The organism is Shewanella morhuae, assembly GCF_900156405.1.
GTDB lineage: Bacteria > Pseudomonadota > Gammaproteobacteria > Enterobacterales > Shewanellaceae > Shewanella > Shewanella morhuae.
In genome coordinates this window covers 336096-359982 of sequence record NZ_FTNN01000002.1, presented here as the reverse complement: position 1 = coordinate 359982, position 23887 = coordinate 336096, and the positions used below count along the sequence as shown (strand labels likewise).

Genomic DNA, 23887 nt, shown 5'->3' with positions numbered 1-23887 from the left:
CCCTATGCAGATTAATCCACGTATAGGATTTAACAGCGTTTTGTTACTCTATTTTTCATTCATTAATTGTGTTGAACCCAGAATTTGAGGATGTTAACGCCTCATTATAGGGTGGAGAAGTACTATGACAATCACCTCGGGCGTCACTAATAAACCGACAACAAAGACGCAAGATAAAGTGCTGCTCAAGATTGAGCGAGTTAGTAAATTATTTGATGATGTACGGGCTGTCGATGATGTGTCATTGACGATTAATAAAGGTGAGATTTTTGCCTTACTTGGCGGCTCTGGATCGGGCAAATCAACACTTTTACGTATGTTAGCTGGGTTTGAAAAGCCCACGTCTGGCCGCATTTTTCTCGATGGTGAAGATATTACCGATTTACCTCCTTATGAACGTCCCATTAATATGATGTTTCAATCCTACGCGCTGTTTCCTCATATGACAGTGGCGCAAAACATCGCCTTTGGTTTAAAACAAGACAAGCTACCTAAAGCAGAAATTGAGCAACGTGTGCAAGATATGCTCAAACTTGTACACATGGAACAATACGGTAAGCGTAAGCCGCATCAGCTATCTGGTGGTCAACGTCAACGTGTTGCGCTGGCGCGTTCATTGGCAAAACGGCCTAAATTATTATTACTCGATGAGCCTATGGGCGCATTGGATAAAAAGTTACGAACCCAAATGCAACTCGAAGTAGTTGAGATTCTTGAACGTGTGGGGGTGACTTGCGTGATGGTGACCCACGATCAAGAAGAAGCCATGACAATGGCGGGACGAATTTCCATAATGAACGATGGTTGGATTGCCCAAACAGGTTCACCGATGGACATTTATGAAAGCCCAAACAGCCGCATGATTGCCGAGTTTATTGGTACCGTAAACTTATTTGCTGGCGCCATTGAAGTGGATGAAGCTGACCATTTGGTCATAAAACCTAATGAGTTAACACAGCATTTTTATGTTGGCTATGGGGTGTCGACTAACGTTGAAGATAAAAATGTCTGGTTAGCCGTACGCCCTGAAAAAACCATCATTAACCGTGAACAGCCAGAAGGCCCGTATAACTGGGCTAAGGGTGTTGTACACGATATCGCATATTTAGGCGGTATATCAGTCTATTACATTCGCTTAGAAAATGGCCAAATTGTACAGTGCAGTATGACAAACCGCGAACGCCGTGCCGATAATGCGACATGGGATGATGAAGTCTTTATCAGTTGGGAGGACACCAGCGGCGTGGTGTTGAGATCATGAAGATACCGACTCGATTAAAATGGTTAAAAGGCCGCATTTGGACCATAGGTATTCCTTATCTTTGGCTGTTATTATTTTTTGCTTTGCCATTTGCGATTGTACTCAAGCTGAGTTTTTCGACGGCGGCGATTTCGATTCCGCCCTATGAAGCGACTTTTCAGTATGCCGATAATGTCTTAAATGTTTTTTTACATTTTGGTAATTATTTGATGTTGCTTGACGATTCGCTGTATTACATGGCCTATCTCAGCTCGCTTAAAATGGCATTTATTTCAACGATTGGTTGTTTGATTATTGGTTATCCCATGGCTTACGCCATAGCCCGTGCACCAGCGCGGCTACAAACCGTGTTACTGCTATTAGTTATGCTGCCTTCTTGGACCTCGTTCTTAATTCGTGTTTATGCTTGGATGGGAATTCTAAGTAATACTGGGATTATCAACAGCATGCTGATGTGGTTAGGTGTTATCTCTGAGCCACTACAGATTTTAAATACCAATGTGGCTGTATACATCGGCATTATCTACGCGTATTTACCCTTTATGATTTTGCCCCTGTACGCCACCTTAGTGAAACTTGATATGAGTTTGATTGAAGCGGCGTCAGACTTAGGCTCAAGCCGTATTAATACCTTCTGGAAAATTACCTTACCACTGTCAAAAAGCGGTGTTATTGCGGGTTCTATGTTGGTGTTTATTCCAGCGGTGGGAGAGTTTGTGATCCCCGAGCTGCTAGGCGGCCCAGATTCCCTAATGATTGGCCGAGTCTTATGGCAAGAATTCTTCAACAACCGTGATTGGCCAGTAGCATCATCGCTGGCGATTGTAATGCTCGGTTTATTAATTATTCCGATAACGCTATTTCATCGCTATCAGGCGCGTAGTTTGGAGAAAGACCTATGAAAAAATTAAGTTTTTCTTCCGTTATGCTGTGGTTTGGACTGCTGTTCCTATATGCCCCAATGTTGGTACTGGTGATTTACTCCTTTAACGACTCTAAATTAGTGACGGTATGGGGCGGTTTTTCACCTAAATGGTATGGTGAATTATTTGAGGATCAACAGATTTTAGATGCGGTATGGACCAGTCTACGGATTGCTTTTTATAGCTCAACCATGGCGGTTGTTATTGGTACTATGGCGGCATTTGTGATGACGCGCTTTAAGCGCTCGTGGGCTAAATTAACCCTATCGAACATGATTACCGCGCCGTTGGTTATGCCAGAGGTGATTACCGGTTTGTCATTGCTACTGCTGTTTGTGCACATGGCCGATTTATTCGGTTGGCCCAAAGAGCGCGGTATGTTGACAGTATGGATTGCGCATTCGACTTTCTGCGCGGCTTATGTCGCTGTGGTGGTTTCATCACGATTGCGTGAGCTTGATAGATCAATTGAAGAAGCCGCTATGGACTTAGGTGCAACACCACTTAAAACCTTCTTTGTAATTACTGTGCCTATGATATCGCCCGCATTAATGGCGGGTTGGTTATTGTCTTTCAGTTTATCTTTAGATGATTTAGTGATTGCAAGTTTTGCCTCCGGCCCTGGTGCAACGACCTTACCTATGGTGGTGTTCTCATCGGTACGCATGGGTATTTCGCCTAAAATCAACGCACTAGCGACGCTGATTATTTTGAGTGTGTCTTTAATTGCCTTTCTTTCTTGGTATATGGCAAGGCGGGCAGAGAAACGCGACCGTATGCCGATTAACGAGTGACTTTAATAACAAAATGGCTTTGTGCTCGACAAAGCCATTTTTATTAGCTTATCAGCTGCTATTCGCAACGTTATCCTACAAACGCTTCAAGCTTAATTTAATCACTGGTTTTGACAATATATTCCGTTTGAAATATCAAACAAGGTGTAAATTATTGTGCTTTTTTGGCTAGTGTTTCGTTTTGTGAGCGTGTAGGATGTGATGGCTGTTTAAAATAATGAACATTAGAATTCAAGGGAACAACATGTCTGCCATCGCTCACGCTGGATCATATTATGCGGCATCGGCCAACGATAAGGTTGAACGTCCGCGCCTACAGGAATCGATTGAAGCCGATGTGTGTGTGATTGGCGCGGGTTATACCGGACTTTCTGCCGCACTGCATTTATTAGAATCAGGCTTTAGTGTGGTGGTGTTAGAAGCTGCTCGCATTGGCTGGGGCGCTTCGGGGCGTAATGGTGGGCAAATCGTCAATAGTTTTAGCCGAGACATTGATACGATTGAAAAAACGGTTGGCAAAGAACAAGGTAAACTCTTTGGCCAAATGGCTTTTGAGGGCGGTCAAATCATCCGCGATCGTATTGCAAAGTACAACATTCAATGCGATCTAAAAGATGGCGGCGTATTTGCGGCTATGAACGAAAAGCAAATGGGCCATCTGCGTCATCAAAAGCAACTGTGGGAAAGCCACGGTCATGTTAATCAGCTTGAGCTTCTCGATACTAAAGGTATTCGTAGTGTGGTCAATACTGAACGCTATGTTGGTGGGCTACTCGATAAAAGCGGTGGCCATATTCATCCGCTTAACTTAGCGTTAGGTGAAGCGCGGGCGGTAGAATCCCTTGGTGGTAAGATTTTTGAAGACTCAGCAGTATTACGTGTTGATGAAGGCGACAGCCCCGTAGTGCATACGGCGCAGGGCAGCGTGAAAACCAAGTTTGTGATCGTGGCAGGTAATGCCTATTTAGGTAAGTTAATGCCAGAGCTACAAGCTAAATCAATGCCTTGTGGTACACAGGTTATCACCACAGAGCCTTTAGGTGATGATTTAGCCGCCAGTCTATTGCCACAGGATTACTGTGTTGAAGACTGTAACTATCTACTCGATTATTTTCGCTTATCTGGCGATAAACGTATGATTTACGGTGGTGGAGTGGTGTATGGCGCTCGCGATCCGGCGGATATCAAATCAATCATTATTCCGAATATGCTTAAAACCTTCCCGCAATTAAAAGATGTAAAAATCGATTATGCGTGGACAGGTAACTTCTTACTGACATTATCACGCTTACCGCAGGTCGGTCGTATTGGTAAAAATATTTATTATTCACAGGGTTGTAGTGGCCATGGCGTCACCTACACCCATTTAGCGGGCAAGTTACTGGCCGAAATGCTCAATGGTCAAGCTACGCGTTTTGATGCCTTTGCCGCGCTCCCCCATTATCCTTTCCCCGGTGGTCACGCATTACGCGTCCCTTTTAGCGCTATTGGGGCTTGGTATTACACGTTAAGAGACAAACTAGGTCTCTAACATTACCACTTTTAAGAAGCAGCTAGGTTGCTTCACAATGCGAGGAAATCCTTGTGCAATTAAATGATCCGAGTTTGCTACGTCAACAGTCTTTTATAAATGGTCAATGGTGTGATGCCGTGTCTGGTGACACGCTAAAGGTGGTTAATCCCGCAACCAATGCCGTGATTGGGCATGTTCCCAATATGGGACAAGTTGAAACTGAAATGGCGATTAAGGCGGCGGAGGCGGCTTTACCTGCATGGCGAGCACTTACAGCCAAAGAGCGCGGCGCTAAGTTAAGGCGTTGGTTTGAATTACTCAATGAAAACAGTGATGACTTAGCATTGCTCATGACGACTGAGCAAGGTAAGCCACTGGCAGAAGCGAAAGGTGAAGTAACCTATGCAGCCTCGTTTATTGAGTGGTTTGCCGAAGAAGCGAAACGTATTTATGGCGATACCATTCCTGGGCATCAAGGTGATAAACGCTTGATTGTGATTAAGCAGCCTGTTGGTGTAACTGCCGCGATAACGCCGTGGAACTTTCCTGCCGCGATGATCACCCGCAAAGCGGCTCCTGCCTTAGCCGCGGGTTGTACTATGGTGGTAAAACCGGCGCACCAAACACCTTTTACCGCATTAGCGATGGCTGAACTCGCACAGCGTGCCGGTATTCCTGCCGGTGTATTTAGCGTATTAACCGGTGATGCGGTGCAAATTGGCAATGAAATGTGCAGCAACCCCATAGTGCGTAAGCTGTCTTTCACTGGCTCAACCAATATCGGTATTAAATTAATGGCGCAATGTGCGCCTACCTTAAAAAAACTGTCGTTAGAGCTTGGCGGTAATGCACCATTTATCGTGTTTAACGATGCCAATATCGATGCTGCCGTTGAAGGCGCCATGATCGCTAAGTACCGTAATGCCGGCCAAACCTGCGTCTGTGCTAACCGTATTTATGTGCAAGACGGTGTATACGATGAATTTGCTTTAAAACTCAGTGCTGCAGTGAGCAAACTTAAGGTTGGCGAGGGTATTAATGAGGGCGTGACTACCGGACCGCTTATCAATACTGCTGCAGTTGAAAAAGTGCAAAGCCATCTCATTGATGCCATTGCGAAAGGGGCTTCGGTACTCGCTGGTGGTAAGGTCCACGACCTTGGCGGTAATTTCTTTGAGCCAACGGTGCTCACAAACGTTGATAAAAGCATGCTAGTTGCCCGTGAAGAAACCTTTGGTCCACTCGCGCCGCTGTTTAAATTCAGCGATGTTGATGATGTGATTCAGCAAGCCAACGATACCGAATTTGGCCTTGCGGCCTATTTTTATGGCCGTGATATCTCGCTGGTGTGGAAAGTGGCTGAAGCCTTGGAATACGGCATGGTTGGGGTCAACACAGGTTTGATTTCGACTGAAGTGGCTCCCTTTGGCGGCATGAAATCCTCTGGACTGGGCCGTGAAGGTTCTAAGTTTGGTATCGAAGAATATTTAGAAATGAAATACATTTGTATGTCCGTTTAATACGGCTGATTTGGCGAGTGAGGAACACTAAATGACTATAACCAATGATTCATTAATGGCACGTCGCCAAGCCGCTGTTGCGGGCGGCGTTGGGCAGATTCATCCCATTTTTACCGCACGCGCTGAAAATGCCACTGTGTGGGATGTTGAAGGTCGTGAGTTTATCGATTTTGCCGGCGGTATTGCAGTGCTTAATACCGGTCATCTTCACCCCAAAGTAAAAGCGGCGGTTGCGGCGCAGCTGGATAATTTCTCCCACACTTGCTTTATGGTGCTTGGTTATGAGAGCTATATCCAAGTGTGTGAAAAGCTCAATCAATTGGTGCCTGGGGATTTCGCCAAGAAGACGGCATTATTTACTAGCGGCTCTGAAGCGGTTGAAAACGCAGTTAAAGTGGCGCGAGCTTACACTAAACGTGCTGGCGTGATTGCGTTTACCTCCGGTTACCATGGTCGCACTATCGCGGCCTTAGCATTGACCGGCAAAGTTGCGCCTTACAGTAAAGGTATGGGGTTGATGTCGGCGAATGTGTTTCGCGCTGAGTTTCCCTGCGAAATGCACGGCGTGTCCGATGACGATGCTATGGCTTCGATTGAACGTATCTTTAAAAATGATGCTGAGCCTAGTGATATTGCCGCCATTATTTTAGAACCTGTGCAGGGAGAGGGTGGTTTCTACGCCGCATCACCGGCCTTTATGCAGCGTTTGCGCGCATTATGCGATCGTGAAGGCATTATGCTGATTGCCGATGAAGTGCAAACGGGCGCTGGCCGAACCGGCACTTTCTTTGCCATGGAGCAAATGGGCGTAAGTGCCGATATCACCACTTTTGCTAAATCAATTGCAGGCGGTTTCCCACTTTCAGGTATTACAGGCCGCGCACAAGTGATGGATGCGGTTGGCCCGGGTGGTCTTGGCGGTACATATGGTGGCAGTCCGTTAGCCTGCGCCGCGGCGCTCGCTGTCATTGAAGTATTTGAAGAAGAAAAACTATTAGAGCGTGCTAATGCTATCGGTGAGCGCATTAAGTCAGCATTAAATGTGATGCAAGTTGAGCATGCGCAAATTGCCGATGTACGTGGTTTAGGCGCTATGATTGCCATCGAACTGATGGAAGATGGCAAGCCAGCGCCGCACTATTGCGCGCAAGTGTTAAGTGATGCCCGTGATCGTGGACTGATTTTATTATCTTGTGGCACTTACGGTAATGTACTGCGTATTTTGGTGCCATTAACTGCGCCGGATGCACAAATTGATGCTGGCCTTGGTATTCTAAAAAACTGCTTTGATGCTGTGCTGAAAAGTTAATACGGTTTTGATATAAACCTTTTTAGATGACAGTTTTACATAATGAAAATCCCGCTTCGGCGGGATTTTCAATGGAAATTGTTTTGGCTGCCAATGGCTTTTAGCACGAGTCAATTTACTGAATGGCTACTTCTTTATCTCCATTAGGATCTGCAGTGCCCTTTTGCGTTTATCAAGATCATATAAGTCGTTGGTGAAGATAAACTCATCTATGCCAAGTTCTGTGACGATCATTTCCAAGCGATGTTTTATAGTCGCAGGGCCGCCAGAGACAGATAAACCTAAGAAATTATCGACGTAGGTCTTTTCTTGCTCACTCCACAAGCCGTCCATGGTTTCAACGGGTGGTTTTAACCATAAGTCGTGACCACGGATAAGCGCCAGTACGCGTTGCTTCGATGTCGTACCCAGAAATTGCGCCTCTTCATCAGTGTCGGCGGCAACGAGCGGCAAACCTAACATCACATACGGCTTATCCAGCACTTGCGATGGTTTAAAATCGCGGCGATAGATTTCAATCGCATCATAAAGAAAACGTGGTGCAAAGTGGCCGGCAAACACATAGGGCAAACCGCGCTGCGCCGCTAACTGTGCACTAAATAGGCTTGAACCCAATAACCAAATGGGTACATTTGTGCCTTCTCCGGGAATTGCTCGCACCGCCTGACGGCCATTGTAAGGGCCAAGTAAGGTTTGTAATTCACTGACCTCCTCTGGGAATTGTTCGGCGCGGCTGCTATCGCGGTTCAATGCTCGGCTGGTAATTTGATCGCTGCCGGGCGCGCGCCCCAAACCCAAATCAATTCGACCGGGATACAGGCTTTCAAGGGTACCGAACTGTTCTGCGACCACTAAAGGTGCATGGTTAGGCAGCATAATGCCGCCCGCACCAACCCGAATGCGCAGGGTGTTACCAGCAATATAACCAATTAATACTGAGGTCGCTGAACTGGCGATACCGGGCATATTGTGGTGCTCGGCAAACCAAAAGCGATTAAAGCCGAGGCGATCGGCCTCTTTGGCATACTGCAAACTGTCGTGCAGCGTTTCACCTACGGTCGACCCTTGGCGCATGGGTGCGAGTTCCAATAACGAGAAAGGAATATCGGCTAATATTGATGTTTGTTGTGACATGGTGTCTCCAAGTGACTGCCGTTTTAATCAGTGATAGCAAGTGGCTCTTATGTTGTGAGAAGCACTGTTAAACTGAAGATAAAAATAAACGTAGGGAACAGTCATGATGAATAAAAGGTATTCAGTGTCATTGATATGGGGTCACATTAGCACTTCTCAAGCTTAGTCGGCTAATGCCTCGTAGCTTAATCTTTATTTGAGTTCTTATTTAACGTGTTCTAGTCGACCGAGCACGTGATTGCTTTGTAACAATAATCGAGGGTTAAAGTCATCTTAGTCTGAGCATTATAAAGTGGGAATAAAGATTTTATTGTCAACAACTGAGCGCTGTGCCCACCGTAATGCGCTTGTATAGCTTTTGCTAAAGTCCATTGGGTTATGAGGCGCTACGCAAGGACAGTAATCGATTTGAATCAGGTGATAAAAAACTGCCGATAGCATGGCTTATCGGCAGTTTAGTGTTAAGCAATAAAGATGATTAGATTGAAGATTACAGCTCCGCTTTTACATCACGAAGTGATGCTGCCGCATTATCGCCAATACTGTTATGGGCATTGTGAGTCTCAGTCAGGCGGCGCATCAAAGGCAACACTGCTAACGCGATAAAGGTACAGACCACCGCCGCGATACCCAGTTTATTAAATAGACTGGTATATACTGGCAAGGTTTGCAGCGGATCGATTAAATCTTTCGGTACACTGGCAAAGTTGGCCACTACACCGCCTAGATATTGAGAAATACCTGATGCGACAAAATAAGCGCCCATCATAAAACCACCCATACGTGCAGGCACGTAGCGGGCAATCATCGCAAGACCAAGACCACTAACCAGTAATTCACCTAAAGAGTAAGAGGCATAGCCCCAAATCATGATCCATGATGAGGTTTTACCATTAACAGCAAATTGCTCCGCAAAACCATAGATAAAAAAGCCAATCGCGACGACCGCAAAACCGAGCGCAAACTTAGCAGCAATAGAAAAGTCTTTATTATTGCGCCCCGCCCATGAATAGCTCCATGCCAATACAGGGCTCAACACCATAATCCACAGTGGGTTAAGTGCTTGAAATTGGGCTGGTGACCAAGTCCATAAATGGGTACCAAAAAATTGGAAATCCCAGTCCACGTTACGCAGGGCAAACAGCGCCAGTGATGTCGACATTTGCTGATAGAAAATAAAGAAGAACACGGTTTGCACTGTTAGGATCAATGCCGCGATAAGGCCCGCGCGTTCACTTTTTTCGCTGGTACGGATTAAGTGGAAGAAAATAGCCAATACCGCAATACCTGCGGCATAAACGAAAATACGTGCAACCGCTTCATATTCAAGAATAATGGCCGAGGCCACAACTGAAAGCGCGGCCAGAACTAAAACAATTGTGAGGCTTTTCTTATTGACTGGGCGTGTATCTGGCTCAGAACCATAGTTAGCGAGGCTTTTATACATTAATGCATAGTTGCCTAAGCCCACCAGTATACCCACACAACACACGGCAAAAGCTGCATGCCAACCAAATTCGTTGCCATACTGGGCGTTGACGTAATCCTTAATCCAAGGCGTAAGCAACATAGAGAAGGTTGAGCCGACGTTGACTGCCATATAATAGATAGTAAACGCACTGTCGATTTTAGAATCGTCACCTTCATAAATTTTACGAACTAAGTTACCGGCATTGGGTTTGAATAGGCCGTTACCGACCACAATCACACCGAGTGCTGAAAACATAAACCAAGTATTTTCAGTGGGTACTGCCATTAATGCATATCCTAGAGAAAGGATACCCGCACCCAATAACATCGTTCGCTTAGTGCCGAGGATCTTATCCCCAACCCAGCCGCCAATCGCAGGTGATACATAAATAAGCGCCGCACAGGCACTCCATACTAAGTTTGCGCGTGAGTCATCAAAGCCGAGGCGCTGCACCATAAAGTACACAATCAGCGCTTGCATACCGTAATAACCAAAGCGTTCCCATAATTCGATAAGTGACACAGTCATAAATGAATGTGTTTTACTTACCGGAGCAGTCCCAATAGTCATATCGCTTGCTTCCAATATTATTTTTTTAGATTTAAGGGGGAAGATTATAAGGCGATATTCACTGCAAACCAATGGTGTAAAGCAGTAGAATGGATTTTGTTACAAATGATTTTAAAGTTTTAAGCTGAATTTCAGTAATCGCGGCCGATAAATGTTTATCTCGTCAGATAAAGAGATAGATCTAGACCTTAACCTCTATTTTGATGCTAATATTTTACTTATTAGCAACAAAGTAGACCTTTGATAATATGGATAAGCTTAACAGTGGGTTGCCATTTTTAAGTTAGTTTAATGAATATTAAAATAAAATAGCTCAAGATTATTGTGCAATTGTCATCCCTTGGGAGTTAACCAGATGAAGCATTTATCCATCAGTACTAAATTGTTGTGGATTACTTCCGCATTGTTCTTATTGATTGTCGCAATTTTAACGATAAGTCTTTGGCAGGCATTATCCGCACAAAATATCCAGGTTTCTGAACAAGTACAAAAAACCCTGCAACTGGAGACTCGCGATAAGCTAGAGGCACGAGCAGGCGAGTATGGTGAAATGGTTGCGGGGTTTATTAATGAAGCTTCTCGTATTCCTTTTTCTTTTGCGGGGATTGTTGAAAGCACCGCTGAAGAATTACCCTTAAAGCGCGATAGGTTAGAGCTTGCTCTTGCGGCCGTGCTAAAGAAAAGTTCGCAAACCTCTTCTATGTACGCGCAATTTGAACCGAATGGTTATGATGGTCTCGATAGCGAATTTTTAAATGTAGAGATTAGCCATAGTGTGGCATCTTCTGGTGCATTAGAAGTGTATTACACCCGTAATAGTGATGGTAGTGTGAAACAACGGCAAGTTGATGATTCACAAGAAAAATACCTTACTAGTCTGAATGAGTTTGGTGTGCGTGATGCTGAATGGTATCTGTGCGCTAAAGAAACGCTAAAACCTTGTTTAATGGAGCCATATTTAGACGAAATCAGCCCTGGTCATACTGAGCTAATGACCTCCCTGACAGTACCGATAGTCAAGCATAAGCAGTTCATCGGTGTAATAGGCATTGATGTAAACTTACCGGTATTCCAATCATTAATTGATCGATTAGCAAAGAGCCTTTATGACGGACAAGCTAAGGTCACATTACTGAGTAATCATGGCTTTATTGTTGCGTCCAGCTATGACAGTAAAAAAGCCCGTCCTCTATCAGAATCAATTGATCCTAAATTAGCGACTAAAATTAGTTCATTGCATAAGAATGGTCAATACATGACGGACGGCGATGAAATTATTGTCGCTTATCCGATTAAAATTTCACTCGCGAATACTGAATGGTCACTGGTTATTCAAGTCCCTAACGCTCAAGCTTATAAAAGCTCAATTGAACTCAATAATAAAATGGATGAAATGGCTACATCACTTGGCAGCCTACTATTGATAGTGGGGTTAGTCGTATCAGTGATTGCCGTTATCACCATTAGTTTGGTGCTTCGCAGCATTATTTCGCCACTGAAGATGATTCAAAATAGAGTAGAGCATCTTGCTAGTGCTGAGGGTGACTTGACCCAATCGATTGAAGTCGACTCACATGCTGAGCTCATCGCTCTAGCAAAAGGCTTTAACTCCTTTATCTATAAGCTAAAGAGTCTCATTGCAGAATTAAAAGTTTTAGCGAGTCGTACTCAGCAAGAAAGCCAATCATCAGCAGAAATAGCCCAATTAACTCGTGATAGCGTCCAACGACAACATGGTGAGATTGAAAGTGTTGTTACTGCGGTAAATGAAATGAGCGCAACAGCGCTCGAAGTCGCTAAAGCATCAGAGCAAACGGCGGTAGAAACAGAGGCGATGTCGCGTAACATTCGTGCAAGTGAGGAAAGTTTAACTAAAGCAATGGATTATGTAGACACGATGTCGAAAGAGTCATTGCAAGCCAAAATAGCCGTTAGTAAAGTGGCCGAAAGTAGCACCAATATTAGTCGAATTCTTGAGGTGATTAGTTCGATTGCGGCGCAAACAAATCTACTCGCTTTGAATGCGGCAATTGAAGCCGCTAGGGCGGGTGAGCAAGGTCGTGGTTTCGCCGTCGTTGCCGATGAAGTCAGAGCGTTGGCGTCCAAGACTCAAAGCTCCACCGATGATATTAGTGTGCTTATCGATGCCCTCCAAAAAGAAGTACATAGTGCTTCAAGTATTATCGATAAAGGGGCTGAACGGGCACAAATGGCAGTGACTCAGACAGAACAAGCTTTATCTTCTTTGAATTCAATGGTAAGCCAAATTGAGGAAATATCAGGACAAATTACACATATAGCAACTGCAGCAGAAGAGCAAAGTGCCGTAACCGAGGAGGTTAACCGTAATATTACTGGGATTTCAGAGTCCGCATCAGAACTTGCTCATCTTGCCGATGAAGCACAGCGAAGCAGTGTGGTATTGGCGGATTTAGTTAGACAACAACATGAAGAATTAGGTAAGTTAAAAACCTAAACGTCAGTTTGACAGTGTTCTATGTATTTAAAAACTCTTAGAATGAAGGCGATTCATCTAAGAGTTTTTTATTAGATAAATTAAATTTATCACGTTGTTATTCTACGTAATTTATATCGCGTAGAAAGAATATTACTCATAGAACCAATAAGCAACGCGACTATTTTAAATACGAAAAAGCCGTAGTAGGGGTTAACCTACTACGGCTTATCAGAATTGGTGGCCCCTCACGGACTTGAACCGTGGACCTAACGATTATGAGTCGTGTGCTCTAACCAACTGAGCTAAGGGGCCGACTAAAGACAGTCGTCACTGTCTAAAGCGAGTGGAATTATACTAAGCTTGTTTGCGCTTGTCACTGGTGTTTTTGCTTCTAATTCACCTAATTGATTCAAGTGGTTATCTGTTAATCAACTTTATTGATTTATCGGGTGTGCGCTTAGCTATTTTTATCCTATTACAGGTTAATGACTTTAGTGCAGACGGATTAGTGACATAAAAAAGCCCTGCAAGAGCAGGGCTTTGTCGTTTTAGCTTAGTGTGAATTTTATATCCAACTATTCATCTAAGAACGATTTTAATATTTCTGAGCGTGAAGGGTGGCGAAGCTTGCGCAGCGCTTTAGCTTCAATTTGTCGAATACGCTCGCGCGTTACGTCAAACTGTTTACCTACTTCTTCTAACGTATGGTCGGTATTCATATCGATACCAAAACGCATACGCAGTACTTTCGCTTCACGAGCGGTTAGGCCCGCTAATACTTCGTGGGTAGCGTTTTTCAAGCTTTCGCTAGTCGCTGAATCCAGTGGTAATTCGAGGGTTGTATCCTCGATAAAATCACCTAAATGCGAATCTTCATCGTCACCGATTGGGGTTTCCATAGAGATAGGTTCTTTAGCGATTTTTAATACCTTACGGATCTTATCTTCCGGCATCATCATACGCTCAGCCAGTTCTTCAGGCGAAGGCTCACGGCCCATTTCCTGTAGCATTTGGCGAGAGATACGGTTCAGCTTGTTGATCGTTTCGATCATGTGCACTGGAATACGGATCGTACGTGCTTGGTCGGCGATAGAGCGAGTAATTGCCTGACGGATCCACCAAGTTGCGTAAGTCGAAAACTTATAACCACGACGGTATTCAAATTTATCCACAGCCTTCATCAAGCCAATATTACCTTCTTGGATTAAGTCCAAGAATTGCAGACCACGGTTGGTATATTTCTTCGCGATAGAAATTACCAGACGTAAGTTTGCTTCAACCATTTCTTTCTTCGCTCGGCGCGCTTTGGCTTCACCGATTGACATACGACGGTTGATGTCTTTGATGGCTGAAATGGCTAAACCCGTTTCTTCTTCCACTGCTGCAAGCTTAGTGCGACAACGGTTTACGTCATCTTCAACCATTCTTAGGCCTTCGGCATAAGGTTTAGTTGAGGCTTTTTCAGTGTGGAACCAATCAAGATTACTTTCGTTGCCCGTAAAGAATTTGACGAAGTTTTTCTTCGGCATTTTAGCTTGTTCAACGCATAGTTTTAATACTAAACGTTCTTGAACACGCACGCGATCCATCATAGTACGCATGCTTTTCACTAAACGATCGAACTGTTTAGGGACTAAACGAAACTCTTTGAAGATTTCGCCGATTTCGAATAAAGCTTTTACTGACTCAGGGTGTTCACGGCCCTTGGCGTCAATAATTTTTAGCGCACTTTCGTAAGCGGTTCTGAGTTGACCAAATTTTTCACGTGCCTCTTCAGGATCCGGCCCTTTGTTGCCTTCCTCTTCTTCTTCGGCATCATCGTCATCTTCTTCGTCATCTTCGTCATCTAATTGATCTTCAGATAATTCAGAACCGATGTGAGTTGCCGTCGGTGCAACGTCATCTTCGTCTGGGTTGACAAATCCAGAAATAATATCGGATAGACGCAGTTCGTCGGCTTCAAATTGGTCGAATTGTTCAAGGATCATCGCGATCGCTTGTGGATATTCGGCTACTGAGCTTTGAACTGTGTTGATACCTTCTTCGATACGTTTGGCGATAACAATCTCGCCTTCACGGGTTAGAAGTTCAACAGTACCCATTTCACGCATGTACATGCGCACAGGATCGGTTGTACGGCCAAGTTCGCTTTCGACTGTTGCCAGTGCGGCGGCGGCTTCTTCAGCAGCATCTTCGTCTGTATTGTCTTCTGACATCATCATGTCATCGGCATCGGGAGCTTCTTCGAAAACTCGGATACCCATGTCATTGATCATCTGGATAATATCTTCGATCTGGTCAGAATCGACCATGTCTGCAGGTAAGTGATCGTTCACTTCTGCATAGGTTAAGTAACCTTGCTCTTTACCTTTGGCAAGCAACAGCTTAAGTTGCGACTGCGGAGTATGATCCATAGATATCATCCAAGTTGGGAAACTGTTACAACGACGGACACAGAGCGTAAGCTCAATGCCGCGCAAATCGTCAATTATAGCCGCGTGCACATATCTGTGCTAGTCACGGGGATAGTGAATGAGGACATTTTTGCCTCAGTTTAACCCTTTCATGACTGAGATCAGCTTCGAGAGCTGTATCTTCTCTTCTTTAGTATGAGCCTGTTTAAGACTCAATTCCTGATATCGTTGTTCAATATATTGATTGTTCAACCAAACCAGGGTTTGTTTAAACTTTTCGAGCAGGTTTTCATCCGCCACTTGATGGTCCCATTGGGCTAATTTATGCAGAGCTCCGCTGTGGGAGTGTTCCCTGAATTTTTCAAGTAGTTGTGCGCTGTTTAACTCTTGCTCTCGAGTCATCTCCAATAACAGTGGCAGCAATTCTATGCCTGGCATCTGCAAGTGGGCTAGTGCGGGCTGTGGGGATAAACCCAATCCCAGTTTAGGATGTTGTACGAGTAATGCGATGGCAAGTCGCAATGGTGTACCACGTCCTTTTAATCCTCTATTTGCTATTGGCTTAGCTTGTTTAACGCTAAAGCCTAGCTTCTTTTTCATATCTTCTGAGCTGTTCATTCCAAGCTTGTGAGCTAAATTCTCAAGCAATAAATTTTGCAGTACAGTGTCTTGAATTTTTTCAATTAAGATAAAAGCTTGTTTCGCTAAGTTGCCTTTATCCGTACCGTATTTGGTGGCTAATGTGTCAAATAAAAACTCAGGTAGCGCAATGGCAGAACCCATTAAAACTTCAAAGGCCTCTTTACCAATTTTACGCACCATAGAATCAGGATCTTCACCCTGAGGCAGAAACATAAATCGCACTTGATCGCCCGGCTTTAATAATGGCAATGCCGTTTCTAAGGCGCGCCAAGCCGCTTCTGTACCCGCTCGGTCGCCGTCGTAACAACAAACCACTTCTTTAGCACTACGCAGTAATAGCTGAAATTGTTCAGCAGTAGTCGATGTACCTAAAGAGGCTACGGCATAATCGACGCCAAATTGCGCCAGTGCGACCACATCCATATAGCCTTCGACGATCAACACTTTGTCAGGATCGCGATGGCGTTGCTTTAGTTCATACAGACCGTAAAGCTCATTGCCCTTATGAAATATGGGCGTTTCTGGAGAATTCAAGTATTTGGGTGTGCCATCACCTAAAACTCTTCCACCAAAGCCAATCACTCGTCCGCGTCTATCGCGGATAGGAAACATAAGGCGGTCACGAAAACGGTCGTAACGTTTACCACTGTCGTTGCTAATTAACATACCGGCAGTCAGTAGTTTGTCCTGCGCATCTTGATTTTGACGATAGCGGCTTAGTAAGCCATCCCAACCGTCTGGCGCAAAACCGATACCAAAATGCTCTATTACCTCATCGGATAAGTCACGATAAGTAAGGTAATCGATAACCTTTTGTTTATCTTGGTGTTGTCTAAGTTGGTTTTGAAAGTAAAGACAAGCTTCTTCCATGAGTTGATATAAATCACGACTTAAGCCGTCGTCATGTCGCTTGCCTGTGCCTTGTTCTCTAGGAACCTCTAATCCAAGCTGGCCCGCCAGATCTTCAATGGCATCAATAAAATCGAGTCGGTCATACTCCATCACAAAATCGATGGCGTTACCGTGAGCACCGCAGCCAAAGCAATGATAAAACTGTTTATCATGGCTGACGGTAAACGAAGGTGATTTTTCGCTATGAAAAGGACAACAAGCCGAGTAGTTCTTACCCGCCTTTTTCAAGGGCACTTTACGATCGATAAGTTCGACGATGTCAGTGCGAGCGATTAGCTCATTGATAAAATCACGAGGTATTGCCATTGAATGCTTAAAATCTCGCCTTGCGCGAATTTAAACAAACAAGCCGCGCATAGGCACGGCTTGTTCATACAGTGAAACGCTAATTATTGCAATTTAGCACGGATCATAGCGCCAATAGCGCCCATGTCTGCACGTCCTTGCACTTTAGATTTCAATGCTCCCATTACTTTGCCCATATCCGCCATAGTGGATGCGCCTATTTCTAGAATAGTTGCATCGATGAGCGCCGTGATTTCCGCCTCGCTAAGAGGGGTAGGCAGGAAAGCTTCAATAACTTGAATCTCTGCTGCTTCCACGTCGGCCAAATCGTTGCGACCGGCTGCTTCAAATTGAGCAATCGAATCACGACGTTGTTTCACCATTTTGGTTAAGACCGCTATGACCTGTTCATCAGTCAGAGATTCGCGGGTATCCACTTCAATCTGTTTGATGGCGGCCAATGCCATACGAATAGCACTCAAGCGCACCTTCTCTTTGGCGAACATGGCCTGCTTCATATGGTCTTTTAGCTGATCAATTAGGCTCATATGAGATTAATATAAACGTACGCGACGTGCGTTTTCGCGAGAAAGCTTCTTAGCTAAACGTTTAACTGCAGCTGCTTTTGCGCGCTTACGTGCAGTAGTTGGCTTCTCGTAAAACTCACGAGCACGCACGTCGGCTAAAATACCAGCTTTTTCACAAGAGCGCTTGAAACGACGTAGAGCTACGTCGAATGGTTCGTTTTCACGTACTTTAATAATTGGCATACGCCATCACCCCTTAGGTGTAGGTTGTTCTGGTTCAATTGGATCGAACCAAGTCTATTTAAAATGGTGCGGAATTTTATACCGAGACACCTAGGCTTGTAAAGCCCTAAAACCGGGAACTGCCACTATAGCGGGTTCAATAATGGTTTGTGCTGCTGGAGTAATATAGCACTTACAGGTAGAATTAGCGCCCTTAATTAGACAATTGATGAGACATCATGCGGGTTCTAGGTATTGAAACATCTTGTGACGAGACAGGTATTGCCGTTTATGACGATGAGCTAGGCTTGTTATCCCACACGTTATACAGCCAAGTTAAGTTGCATGCGGACTATGGCGGTGTGGTGCCAGAGCTGGCGTCACGTGACCATGTACGTAAAATTGTGCCGCTTATCCGTCAAGCGCTGAAAGATGCGAATACTGAAATAGCTGAACTCGATGGGATTGCCTACACCAAAGGACCTGGCCTTATTGGGGCCTTGCTTGTTGGTGCCTGTGTCGGGCGTTCGCTCGCTTTTGCGTGGGATAAGCCTGCTATTGGTGTGCACCACATGGAAGGGCACTTACTGGCGCCTATGCTCGAGGAGAATGCGCCTGAGTTTCCTTTTGTGGCTTTATTAGTCTCCGGCGGCCACTCTATGTTGGTTAAAGTTGATGGTATTGGCCGCTATGAAGTGCTAGGCGAGTCCGTTGATGATGCTGCGGGTGAGGCGTTTGATAAAACGGCTAAGTTAATGGGACTAGATTATCCCGGTGGCCCCCGTTTAGCCAAGCTTGCCGCTAAAGGCTTACCAGCAGGTTATAAATTCCCGCGACCAATGACGGATAAACCTGGGCTTAACTTTAGTTTTTCGGGTTTAAAAACCTTTACTGCCAATACCATAGCCGCCGAGCCTGATGATGAGCAGACACGAGCTAATATTGCCAGAGCCTTTGAAGAAGCGGTGGTTGATACGCTGGCGATTAAGTGTCGTCGGGCGTTAAAACAAACGGGTTATAATCGACTCGTTATCGCCGGTGGCGTAAGTGCAAATACTCGTTTAAGGGAAACCTTAGCCGAAATGATGAGCTCGCTGGGTGGGCAAGTTTTTTATCCTCGCGGGGAGTTTTGTACCGATAATGGCGCCATGATTGCCTTTGCGGGATTACAGCGTTTAAAGGCTGGACAGCATGAAGACTTGACAGTTAAAGGTCAGCCTAGATGGCCGTTAGACACTTTGCCTCCAGTCGATTAGTTATTTTATATAAAACAAAAAACTGCGTATTAAACGCAGTTTTTTGTTTTTAGGCATCGGACTAAATCGCTACAGTTTTTTAGGGCGTTTTTTGCGTGATACCTTAGATTCTTCACCCTTGAGCAACCGCTGAATATTATCTTTATGCCTTATAATGATAAGAGTCGATAGCATGGCAACGGGAATGGTAAATCTGTCGTCTAATAACCAAGTGTAGAGCGGTGCAAGTAAAGCGGTAAGGATAGCAGCAAGGGAAGAGTAGCGGCTAATAAGTAACAAGATAACCCAAGATGCCATTAAGCAAATGGCCAAATCATCGCCAATGGGGGCCATAGCGCCAAAAGCAGTAGCAACACCTTTACCGCCTTTAAAACCAAAAAATACTGGGTAAATGTGGCCAAGACAGGCTGCGATGGCGATTAGTCCCAAAGATATGGCATCTATGCCCATAAGATAGGCTAAATAAGAAGGTAGAGCACCTTTGAGCATATCGAAAAACAGCACAGCCGCTGCCGCACCAGCTCCACCAATTCGCAAGACGTTAGTGGCCCCTGGGTTGCCTGAACCTTGCAACCTTGGATCCGGTAACCCCCTCATTTTACAAACCAGCACGGCACTTGAGATCGAGCCTGCCAGATAGGCCGCTAAAATCATCAAAAGTGTCAGTGTTAATGGACTCACATTGGTTTCCTTACGCGTCTTAAGGTATTATCGCGCAGCAATTTAAAAAGCTAACTCAGTTATCAATTCCGTTATCGGTCTGTGTTATTACCAACACCGTTTTTACGCAGATATTTTCTGAATGAGCAAATCCTTTTAGGACGTTATCCTACTGTGGATTGGCCTGAGTAGAAAGTAAATTAGTGATCTGTCAGAAGATTGCGGATTATATAGCGAGAATCGCTTTCAACTTATCAGACCTCAAGATAATCAGTCGTTGGAGAATGCATGGATAAGGTACTTATACGTCAATTGCGTATTGATACAGTGATTGGCGTTTATGAGTGGGAAAAGAGTATTCATCAAAGCCTATTACTCGATCTTGATATGGCATGGGACATCAAACCTGCCGCAGCGACCGATGATTATCAATTTGCCCTCTGCTATGAGACGGTTTCTAAGCGGCTAACGCAACTTATTACAGAGCAACCTATTGAATTAATTGAAACCGTTGCTGAGCGAGTTGCCGATTGTTTGTTGCAAGAATTTAAGGTGACTTGGGTTAAAGTTATCGTAATGAAACCAGGGGCTGTGGCAACAGCAGCTTCTGTGGGTGTTCAGATTGAGCGTTCACGTTAACTAAACCCTTACGTACCATCATGGTTTAAAAAGATAATGTTTACCTACAGATAAATCGGACATTCGCATGGCACGTATTTATATCAGCTTAGGCAGTAATATAGAGCCTAAAAAACATCTGCAAGCAGGATTGCAATCACTGCGAGCATGTTTTGGACCATTGAATCTTTCTTCTATGTATGAAAGTGAAGCCGTTGGTTTTAGTGGCACCAACTTTTTAAACATGGTCGCGAGCGCTGAAACAGACCTTAATATTGCCACAGTAGTTGCACAGTTTAAGCAAATCGAGCAGAATCACGGCCGGCTTATTGGGGCTAAGAAATTTAGCCCTAGAACTTTAGATTTAGACTTGTTGCTCTATGACGATATTGTTTGTCAAACTCCTGTTGTGCTGCCCCGTGATGAGATAGTCAATAATGCATTTGTGTTATGGCCATTAGCTGAGTTAGTACCAGCGCTTAAGCATCCTTTGGCTGGTAAAAGTTATGCAAGTTTGTGGCAGGAGTACGATAAAAATTCACAGCGGCTTTGGCCCGTGGCGTTTGAGTGGCCTCAAGGGCTGACGTTTTAATTTATTGATAGGATTGTCATGGATACGTTTCAGGTTATTATTTTAGCGCTTATTCAAGGGCTAACCGAGTTTTTACCTATTTCTAGTTCTGCTCACTTAATTTTACCCGCACAGCTCTTAGGTTGGGAAGATCAAGGTTTATCTTTTGATGTTGCGGTTAATACCGGATCATTATTTGCCGTAGTGATTTATTTTAGGCATGAATTATGGACAATGTTTAATGCGTGGATTGCCAGTATATTTAAAGGCAAACAATCCGAAGACAGTAAGCTGGCTTGGTGGATTATTCTAGCAACCTTACCTGCGGTGTTTTTCGGTTTTATGGCTAAGGATTATATTGCGACCCATTTGCGAAATACTGAAGTTATCGCTGTTACTACTGTCATATTTGGTTTGTTGTTGTGGTGGGCTGATAAGATGTCACGCCGTGATTTAACTGTGTATCAAACCGGCTGGCGCAAGGCTTTGTTAATTGGTTTTGCGCAGGCATTAGCCTTAATCCCTGGCACATCACGTTCTGGTGCAACCATGACAGCGGCACTTATGCTAGGTTTAAGCCGAGATGCCGCCGCGCGATTTTCATTTTTAATGTCTGTACCTGTGAGTTTAGGTGCCGCTATTTTAGTCGGTAAAGATTTAGTGAAAAGCGAACTACCAATTGATTATCAAGCATTAACGTTAGGGACATTGGTTTCATTTGTGGCTGCTTATGCTTGTATTCACTACTTCTTGAAGATTATTAGCCGTATGGGTATGACCCCATTTGTAATCTACCGTTTAGCGTTAGGTGCTGTATTGTGTGGATTTATTTTTCTCTAGCTATCCTAGCTTGGACATCATAGTTAGATAATAAATAATAGAATCGGGTCAAGTACCCGATTTTTTGTTCTTTAAGCTTTTTTATTTTCTGAAGCTTAGCTTATTTTTGGAGCTTTATATGGGTCTTGAATTTCAGTGTCCAACCTGTGGACTTGCGTTAAAACAACATAAAGCATCCCAAGGCTTCTATTGTGCAGATAAACATCACTTTGATCGGGATGAACAAGGCTACTGGGTTTTTACTAAGCCACAACGCCAGAAACCGACGGGGGATTCGCGCGAGCAAGTGAGAGCTAAGCGTTTTCTGCTCGAATCAGGTATCTTTTCGCCCTTGGTTGATACATTGGCTGAGATAATCACTAGCTCTATCAGGCCTGATGCTTGTTTATTGGATTATGAATGCGCTGAGGGCTTTTACCTACGTGCTTTAGCATCTAAGTTGGCAGAGGTTGAAAATCCGTTAAATGTCCAGTACGTGGGCGTAGCGGACGCAGAAAACGCCATTTTTGCCGCGGCGAAGGCGCAGACTCCTGGAATGTTGTGTTTAAGCTCTTCTAAAAAATTACCCTTTGCTGATAATTGTGTGGATTTTATTACCGTCATTGATCGGCCGTTAAAAGGAAAAGAGTCTGTTAGGGTATTGAAAGATGATGGGACTATGTTACTGGTCATGCCAGGGCCACGACATTTATGGCAACTAAGAGAATATATTTATTCCGACTTAGTTGAAAAACCTTTCCAAGTGAATTTACCCTCAGCATTATCGGTAAAAAGCACTCAGCCACTGAGTTTCACTTTATCTGTTACTGGCGAGCAGGCATTAACATTGCTGGATATGGCTCCCTATGCGTGGCGTGCCACTGACAAGATGAAACACGATATCCAAGCTAGTCATTTTGAGTCGCTGGAAATTGACTATGTATTAGTCTTGGCACATAAACGTATGAGTGAACCGCTATAGATTAAAATCTACAGTTGATACGGCTGATTTTAATACAATTCATAGGCTTAGAACGATGGCTTTTAGGTGGTTTTAAAGGCTATATGACTCAAGCCTATGATTCAGTTTGTTATTTCTATGTTATGCTGGCTGAAATAGTTGTTGTTTTTAACCTTAGGTCCATTTCCTCGCTGACAAATGCAATCTTCTTGGAGCCACCATTCCCCATCTAACCTCGATTTGTTATTAATAACTATTCTTAAAATGATAGTGTTTTATACTTTTTATAAAATCATGCTTTAAGGGGAGGTGAGGCTGAGGTTTAAGAATTATTGTCTACTATATCTAGCGATTATTATGATTAATGATACGGACTTTCTAGAAATGAATCGCGATTGTTTATAGGAATCTGCGCTGTTTATAGAGTGGTATATAAGTGATTGCTTTTAGATTGACTAATAAGGGCAACTTTAAATGACATTCTAATCTTCAAAGTCAATTTAGTGTTGTGGTATTTTGTTTATCGTATCTGTAGATGATTTATATAAATAGCAGGCATAAAAAAAGGCTTAGATTGATGTGCTTATCGCTTTCATCTTTCTTAAGCCTTTTGTCTTAACCTACTAAATAGTAAGCTAAATTACCTATCATTACTTCTTGTAACGAGAAGCAACGTTGTCTAAACGGTCGTTTGCGCGTTTAGCTTCTGCTTGTGCGTCCATAGATGCAGCTTTTGCATCTTTAACGTCTGCAGACAGTTTGCTTTGCTCTGATTTCAGAGAACCAACATCAGCTGACAATTGATCAACCTTGTTGCCCAGAGTTGCAACGCTTTCTTCCAGTGCAGTAGTGTTTGCGCAACCACCTAGTAGGGCAGTCATTGCTAAACCAGCAATCATCAGTACTTTTTTGTTCATTGTAAAAAATCCCTTAAAATAGGTTGGATTTGAATGTTCCGTTACTTTGTAAGCGAAACTGCCTAATTATGACATAGCTATTTTAATTTGCTACGAATATTAATGTGTTTAACCACTATAGGCAGATAAA

The 23887-nt window shown here is 44.0% G+C and carries 20 protein-coding genes and 1 tRNA gene; 12 read left to right on the top strand and 9 right to left on the bottom strand.

What is annotated here, in order from left to right; genetic code table 11:
- The first annotated feature begins 124 nt into the window (after positions 1-124).
- The 6 genes from potA (at position 125) to gabT (ending at position 7320) form a co-directional block, all read left to right on the top strand.
- A complete protein-coding gene (gene potA / locus BW947_RS03885; RefSeq protein WP_076497004.1) occupies positions 125-1261 on the top strand; it encodes a polyamine ABC transporter ATP-binding protein in 1137 nt (378 codons plus the stop codon).
- Positions 1258-2163, top strand: a complete 906-nt coding sequence (locus BW947_RS03880) for an ABC transporter permease subunit (protein WP_076497003.1) — start codon at positions 1258-1260, stop codon at positions 2161-2163. Before potA ends, BW947_RS03880 begins: the two co-directional genes overlap by 4 nt.
- Positions 2160-2978: an ABC transporter permease subunit gene (locus tag BW947_RS03875; protein WP_076497002.1), complete on the top strand. Its 819-nt coding sequence runs from the start codon at positions 2160-2162 to the stop codon at positions 2976-2978. The genes BW947_RS03880 and BW947_RS03875 overlap by 4 nt, the downstream gene beginning before the upstream one ends.
- Positions 2979-3222: 244 nt before the next feature.
- Positions 3223-4509 carry an NAD(P)/FAD-dependent oxidoreductase gene (locus tag BW947_RS03870; RefSeq protein ID WP_076497001.1) on the top strand — a complete coding sequence of 429 codons (1287 nt, stop codon included), beginning with the start codon at positions 3223-3225 and terminating at the stop codon, positions 4507-4509.
- A 53-nt stretch (positions 4510-4562) separates the two neighbouring features.
- Positions 4563-6011, top strand: a complete 1449-nt coding sequence (gabD, locus tag BW947_RS03865; protein WP_076497000.1) for an NADP-dependent succinate-semialdehyde dehydrogenase — start codon at positions 4563-4565, stop codon at positions 6009-6011.
- A 31-nt stretch (positions 6012-6042) separates the two neighbouring features.
- The gene (gene gabT / locus BW947_RS03860) at positions 6043-7320 is read left to right on the top strand and encodes a 4-aminobutyrate--2-oxoglutarate transaminase (protein ID WP_076496999.1); all 1278 of its coding nucleotides are present in this window, start codon (positions 6043-6045) and stop codon (positions 7318-7320) included.
- A gap of 126 nt (positions 7321-7446) precedes the next feature.
- On the opposite strand, the gene BW947_RS03855 is transcribed toward gabT, so the two are convergent.
- A complete protein-coding gene (locus BW947_RS03855; protein ID WP_076496998.1) occupies positions 7447-8454 on the bottom strand; it encodes an LLM class flavin-dependent oxidoreductase in 1008 nt (335 codons plus the stop codon).
- A 490-nt stretch (positions 8455-8944) separates the two neighbouring features.
- Complete coding sequence (locus BW947_RS03850; protein ID WP_076496997.1) at positions 8945-10495, bottom strand: peptide MFS transporter; 1551 nt, start codon at positions 10493-10495, stop codon at positions 8945-8947.
- 355 nt (positions 10496-10850) lie between these two features.
- Here BW947_RS03850 and BW947_RS03845 point away from each other — a divergent pair, with 355 nt between their 5' ends.
- Complete coding sequence (locus BW947_RS03845) at positions 10851-12971, top strand: methyl-accepting chemotaxis protein (protein WP_076496996.1); 2121 nt, start codon at positions 10851-10853, stop codon at positions 12969-12971.
- Positions 12972-13188: 217 nt separating this feature from the next.
- On the opposite strand, the gene BW947_RS03840 is transcribed toward BW947_RS03845, so the two are convergent.
- From BW947_RS03840 to rpsU, 5 genes are all read right to left on the bottom strand, one after another.
- A tRNA-Ile gene (locus tag BW947_RS03840) sits at positions 13189-13265 on the bottom strand.
- A 263-nt stretch (positions 13266-13528) separates the two neighbouring features.
- Positions 13529-15367 (bottom strand): RNA polymerase sigma factor RpoD, encoded by a 1839-nt coding sequence (gene rpoD / locus BW947_RS03835; protein WP_143562195.1) that lies wholly within the window; start codon positions 15365-15367, stop codon positions 13529-13531.
- A gap of 135 nt (positions 15368-15502) precedes the next feature.
- Complete coding sequence (gene dnaG / locus BW947_RS03830; protein WP_076496995.1) at positions 15503-17227, bottom strand: DNA primase; 1725 nt, start codon at positions 17225-17227, stop codon at positions 15503-15505.
- A gap of 83 nt (positions 17228-17310) precedes the next feature.
- Positions 17311-17754 (bottom strand): GatB/YqeY domain-containing protein, encoded by a 444-nt coding sequence (locus BW947_RS03825; RefSeq protein ID WP_076496994.1) that lies wholly within the window; start codon positions 17752-17754, stop codon positions 17311-17313.
- 6 nt (positions 17755-17760) lie between these two features.
- Entirely contained in the window at positions 17761-17976 is a 216-nt protein-coding gene (gene rpsU / locus BW947_RS03820) for a 30S ribosomal protein S21 (protein ID WP_006080725.1), read from the bottom strand.
- A gap of 218 nt (positions 17977-18194) precedes the next feature.
- Between rpsU and tsaD the strand changes: the two genes are divergently transcribed.
- Complete coding sequence (tsaD, locus tag BW947_RS03815) at positions 18195-19211, top strand: tRNA (adenosine(37)-N6)-threonylcarbamoyltransferase complex transferase subunit TsaD (protein ID WP_076496993.1); 1017 nt, start codon at positions 18195-18197, stop codon at positions 19209-19211.
- 69 nt (positions 19212-19280) lie between these two features.
- Here the strand turns inward: tsaD and plsY are convergent, their stop codons facing one another.
- Positions 19281-19892, bottom strand: a complete 612-nt coding sequence (gene plsY, locus BW947_RS03810) for a glycerol-3-phosphate 1-O-acyltransferase PlsY (RefSeq protein WP_076496992.1) — start codon at positions 19890-19892, stop codon at positions 19281-19283.
- 267 nt (positions 19893-20159) lie between these two features.
- On the opposite strand from plsY, the gene folB reads away from it, so the two are divergent.
- The 4 genes from folB to BW947_RS03790 all read left to right on the top strand — a co-directional run bounded on the left by folB (position 20160) and on the right by BW947_RS03790 (position 22861).
- On the top strand, positions 20160-20510 hold the full coding sequence (gene folB / locus BW947_RS03805; RefSeq protein WP_076496991.1) for a dihydroneopterin aldolase: 351 nt from the start codon (positions 20160-20162) through the stop codon (positions 20508-20510).
- Between the two features lie 67 nt (positions 20511-20577).
- Positions 20578-21081, top strand: coding sequence for a 2-amino-4-hydroxy-6-hydroxymethyldihydropteridine diphosphokinase (gene folK / locus BW947_RS03800; RefSeq protein WP_076496990.1), 504 nt, complete (start codon positions 20578-20580; stop codon positions 21079-21081).
- 18 nt (positions 21082-21099) lie between these two features.
- The gene (locus tag BW947_RS03795; protein WP_076496989.1) at positions 21100-21900 is read left to right on the top strand and encodes an undecaprenyl-diphosphate phosphatase; all 801 of its coding nucleotides are present in this window, start codon (positions 21100-21102) and stop codon (positions 21898-21900) included.
- Between the two features lie 118 nt (positions 21901-22018).
- Positions 22019-22861, top strand: a complete 843-nt coding sequence (locus tag BW947_RS03790; protein ID WP_076496988.1) for a class I SAM-dependent methyltransferase — start codon at positions 22019-22021, stop codon at positions 22859-22861.
- Between the two features lie 629 nt (positions 22862-23490).
- On the opposite strand, the gene BW947_RS03785 is transcribed toward BW947_RS03790, so the two are convergent.
- The gene (locus BW947_RS03785; protein WP_006080732.1) at positions 23491-23757 is read right to left on the bottom strand and encodes an Lpp/OprI family alanine-zipper lipoprotein; all 267 of its coding nucleotides are present in this window, start codon (positions 23755-23757) and stop codon (positions 23491-23493) included.
- Positions 23758-23887: the final 130 nt, after the last annotated feature.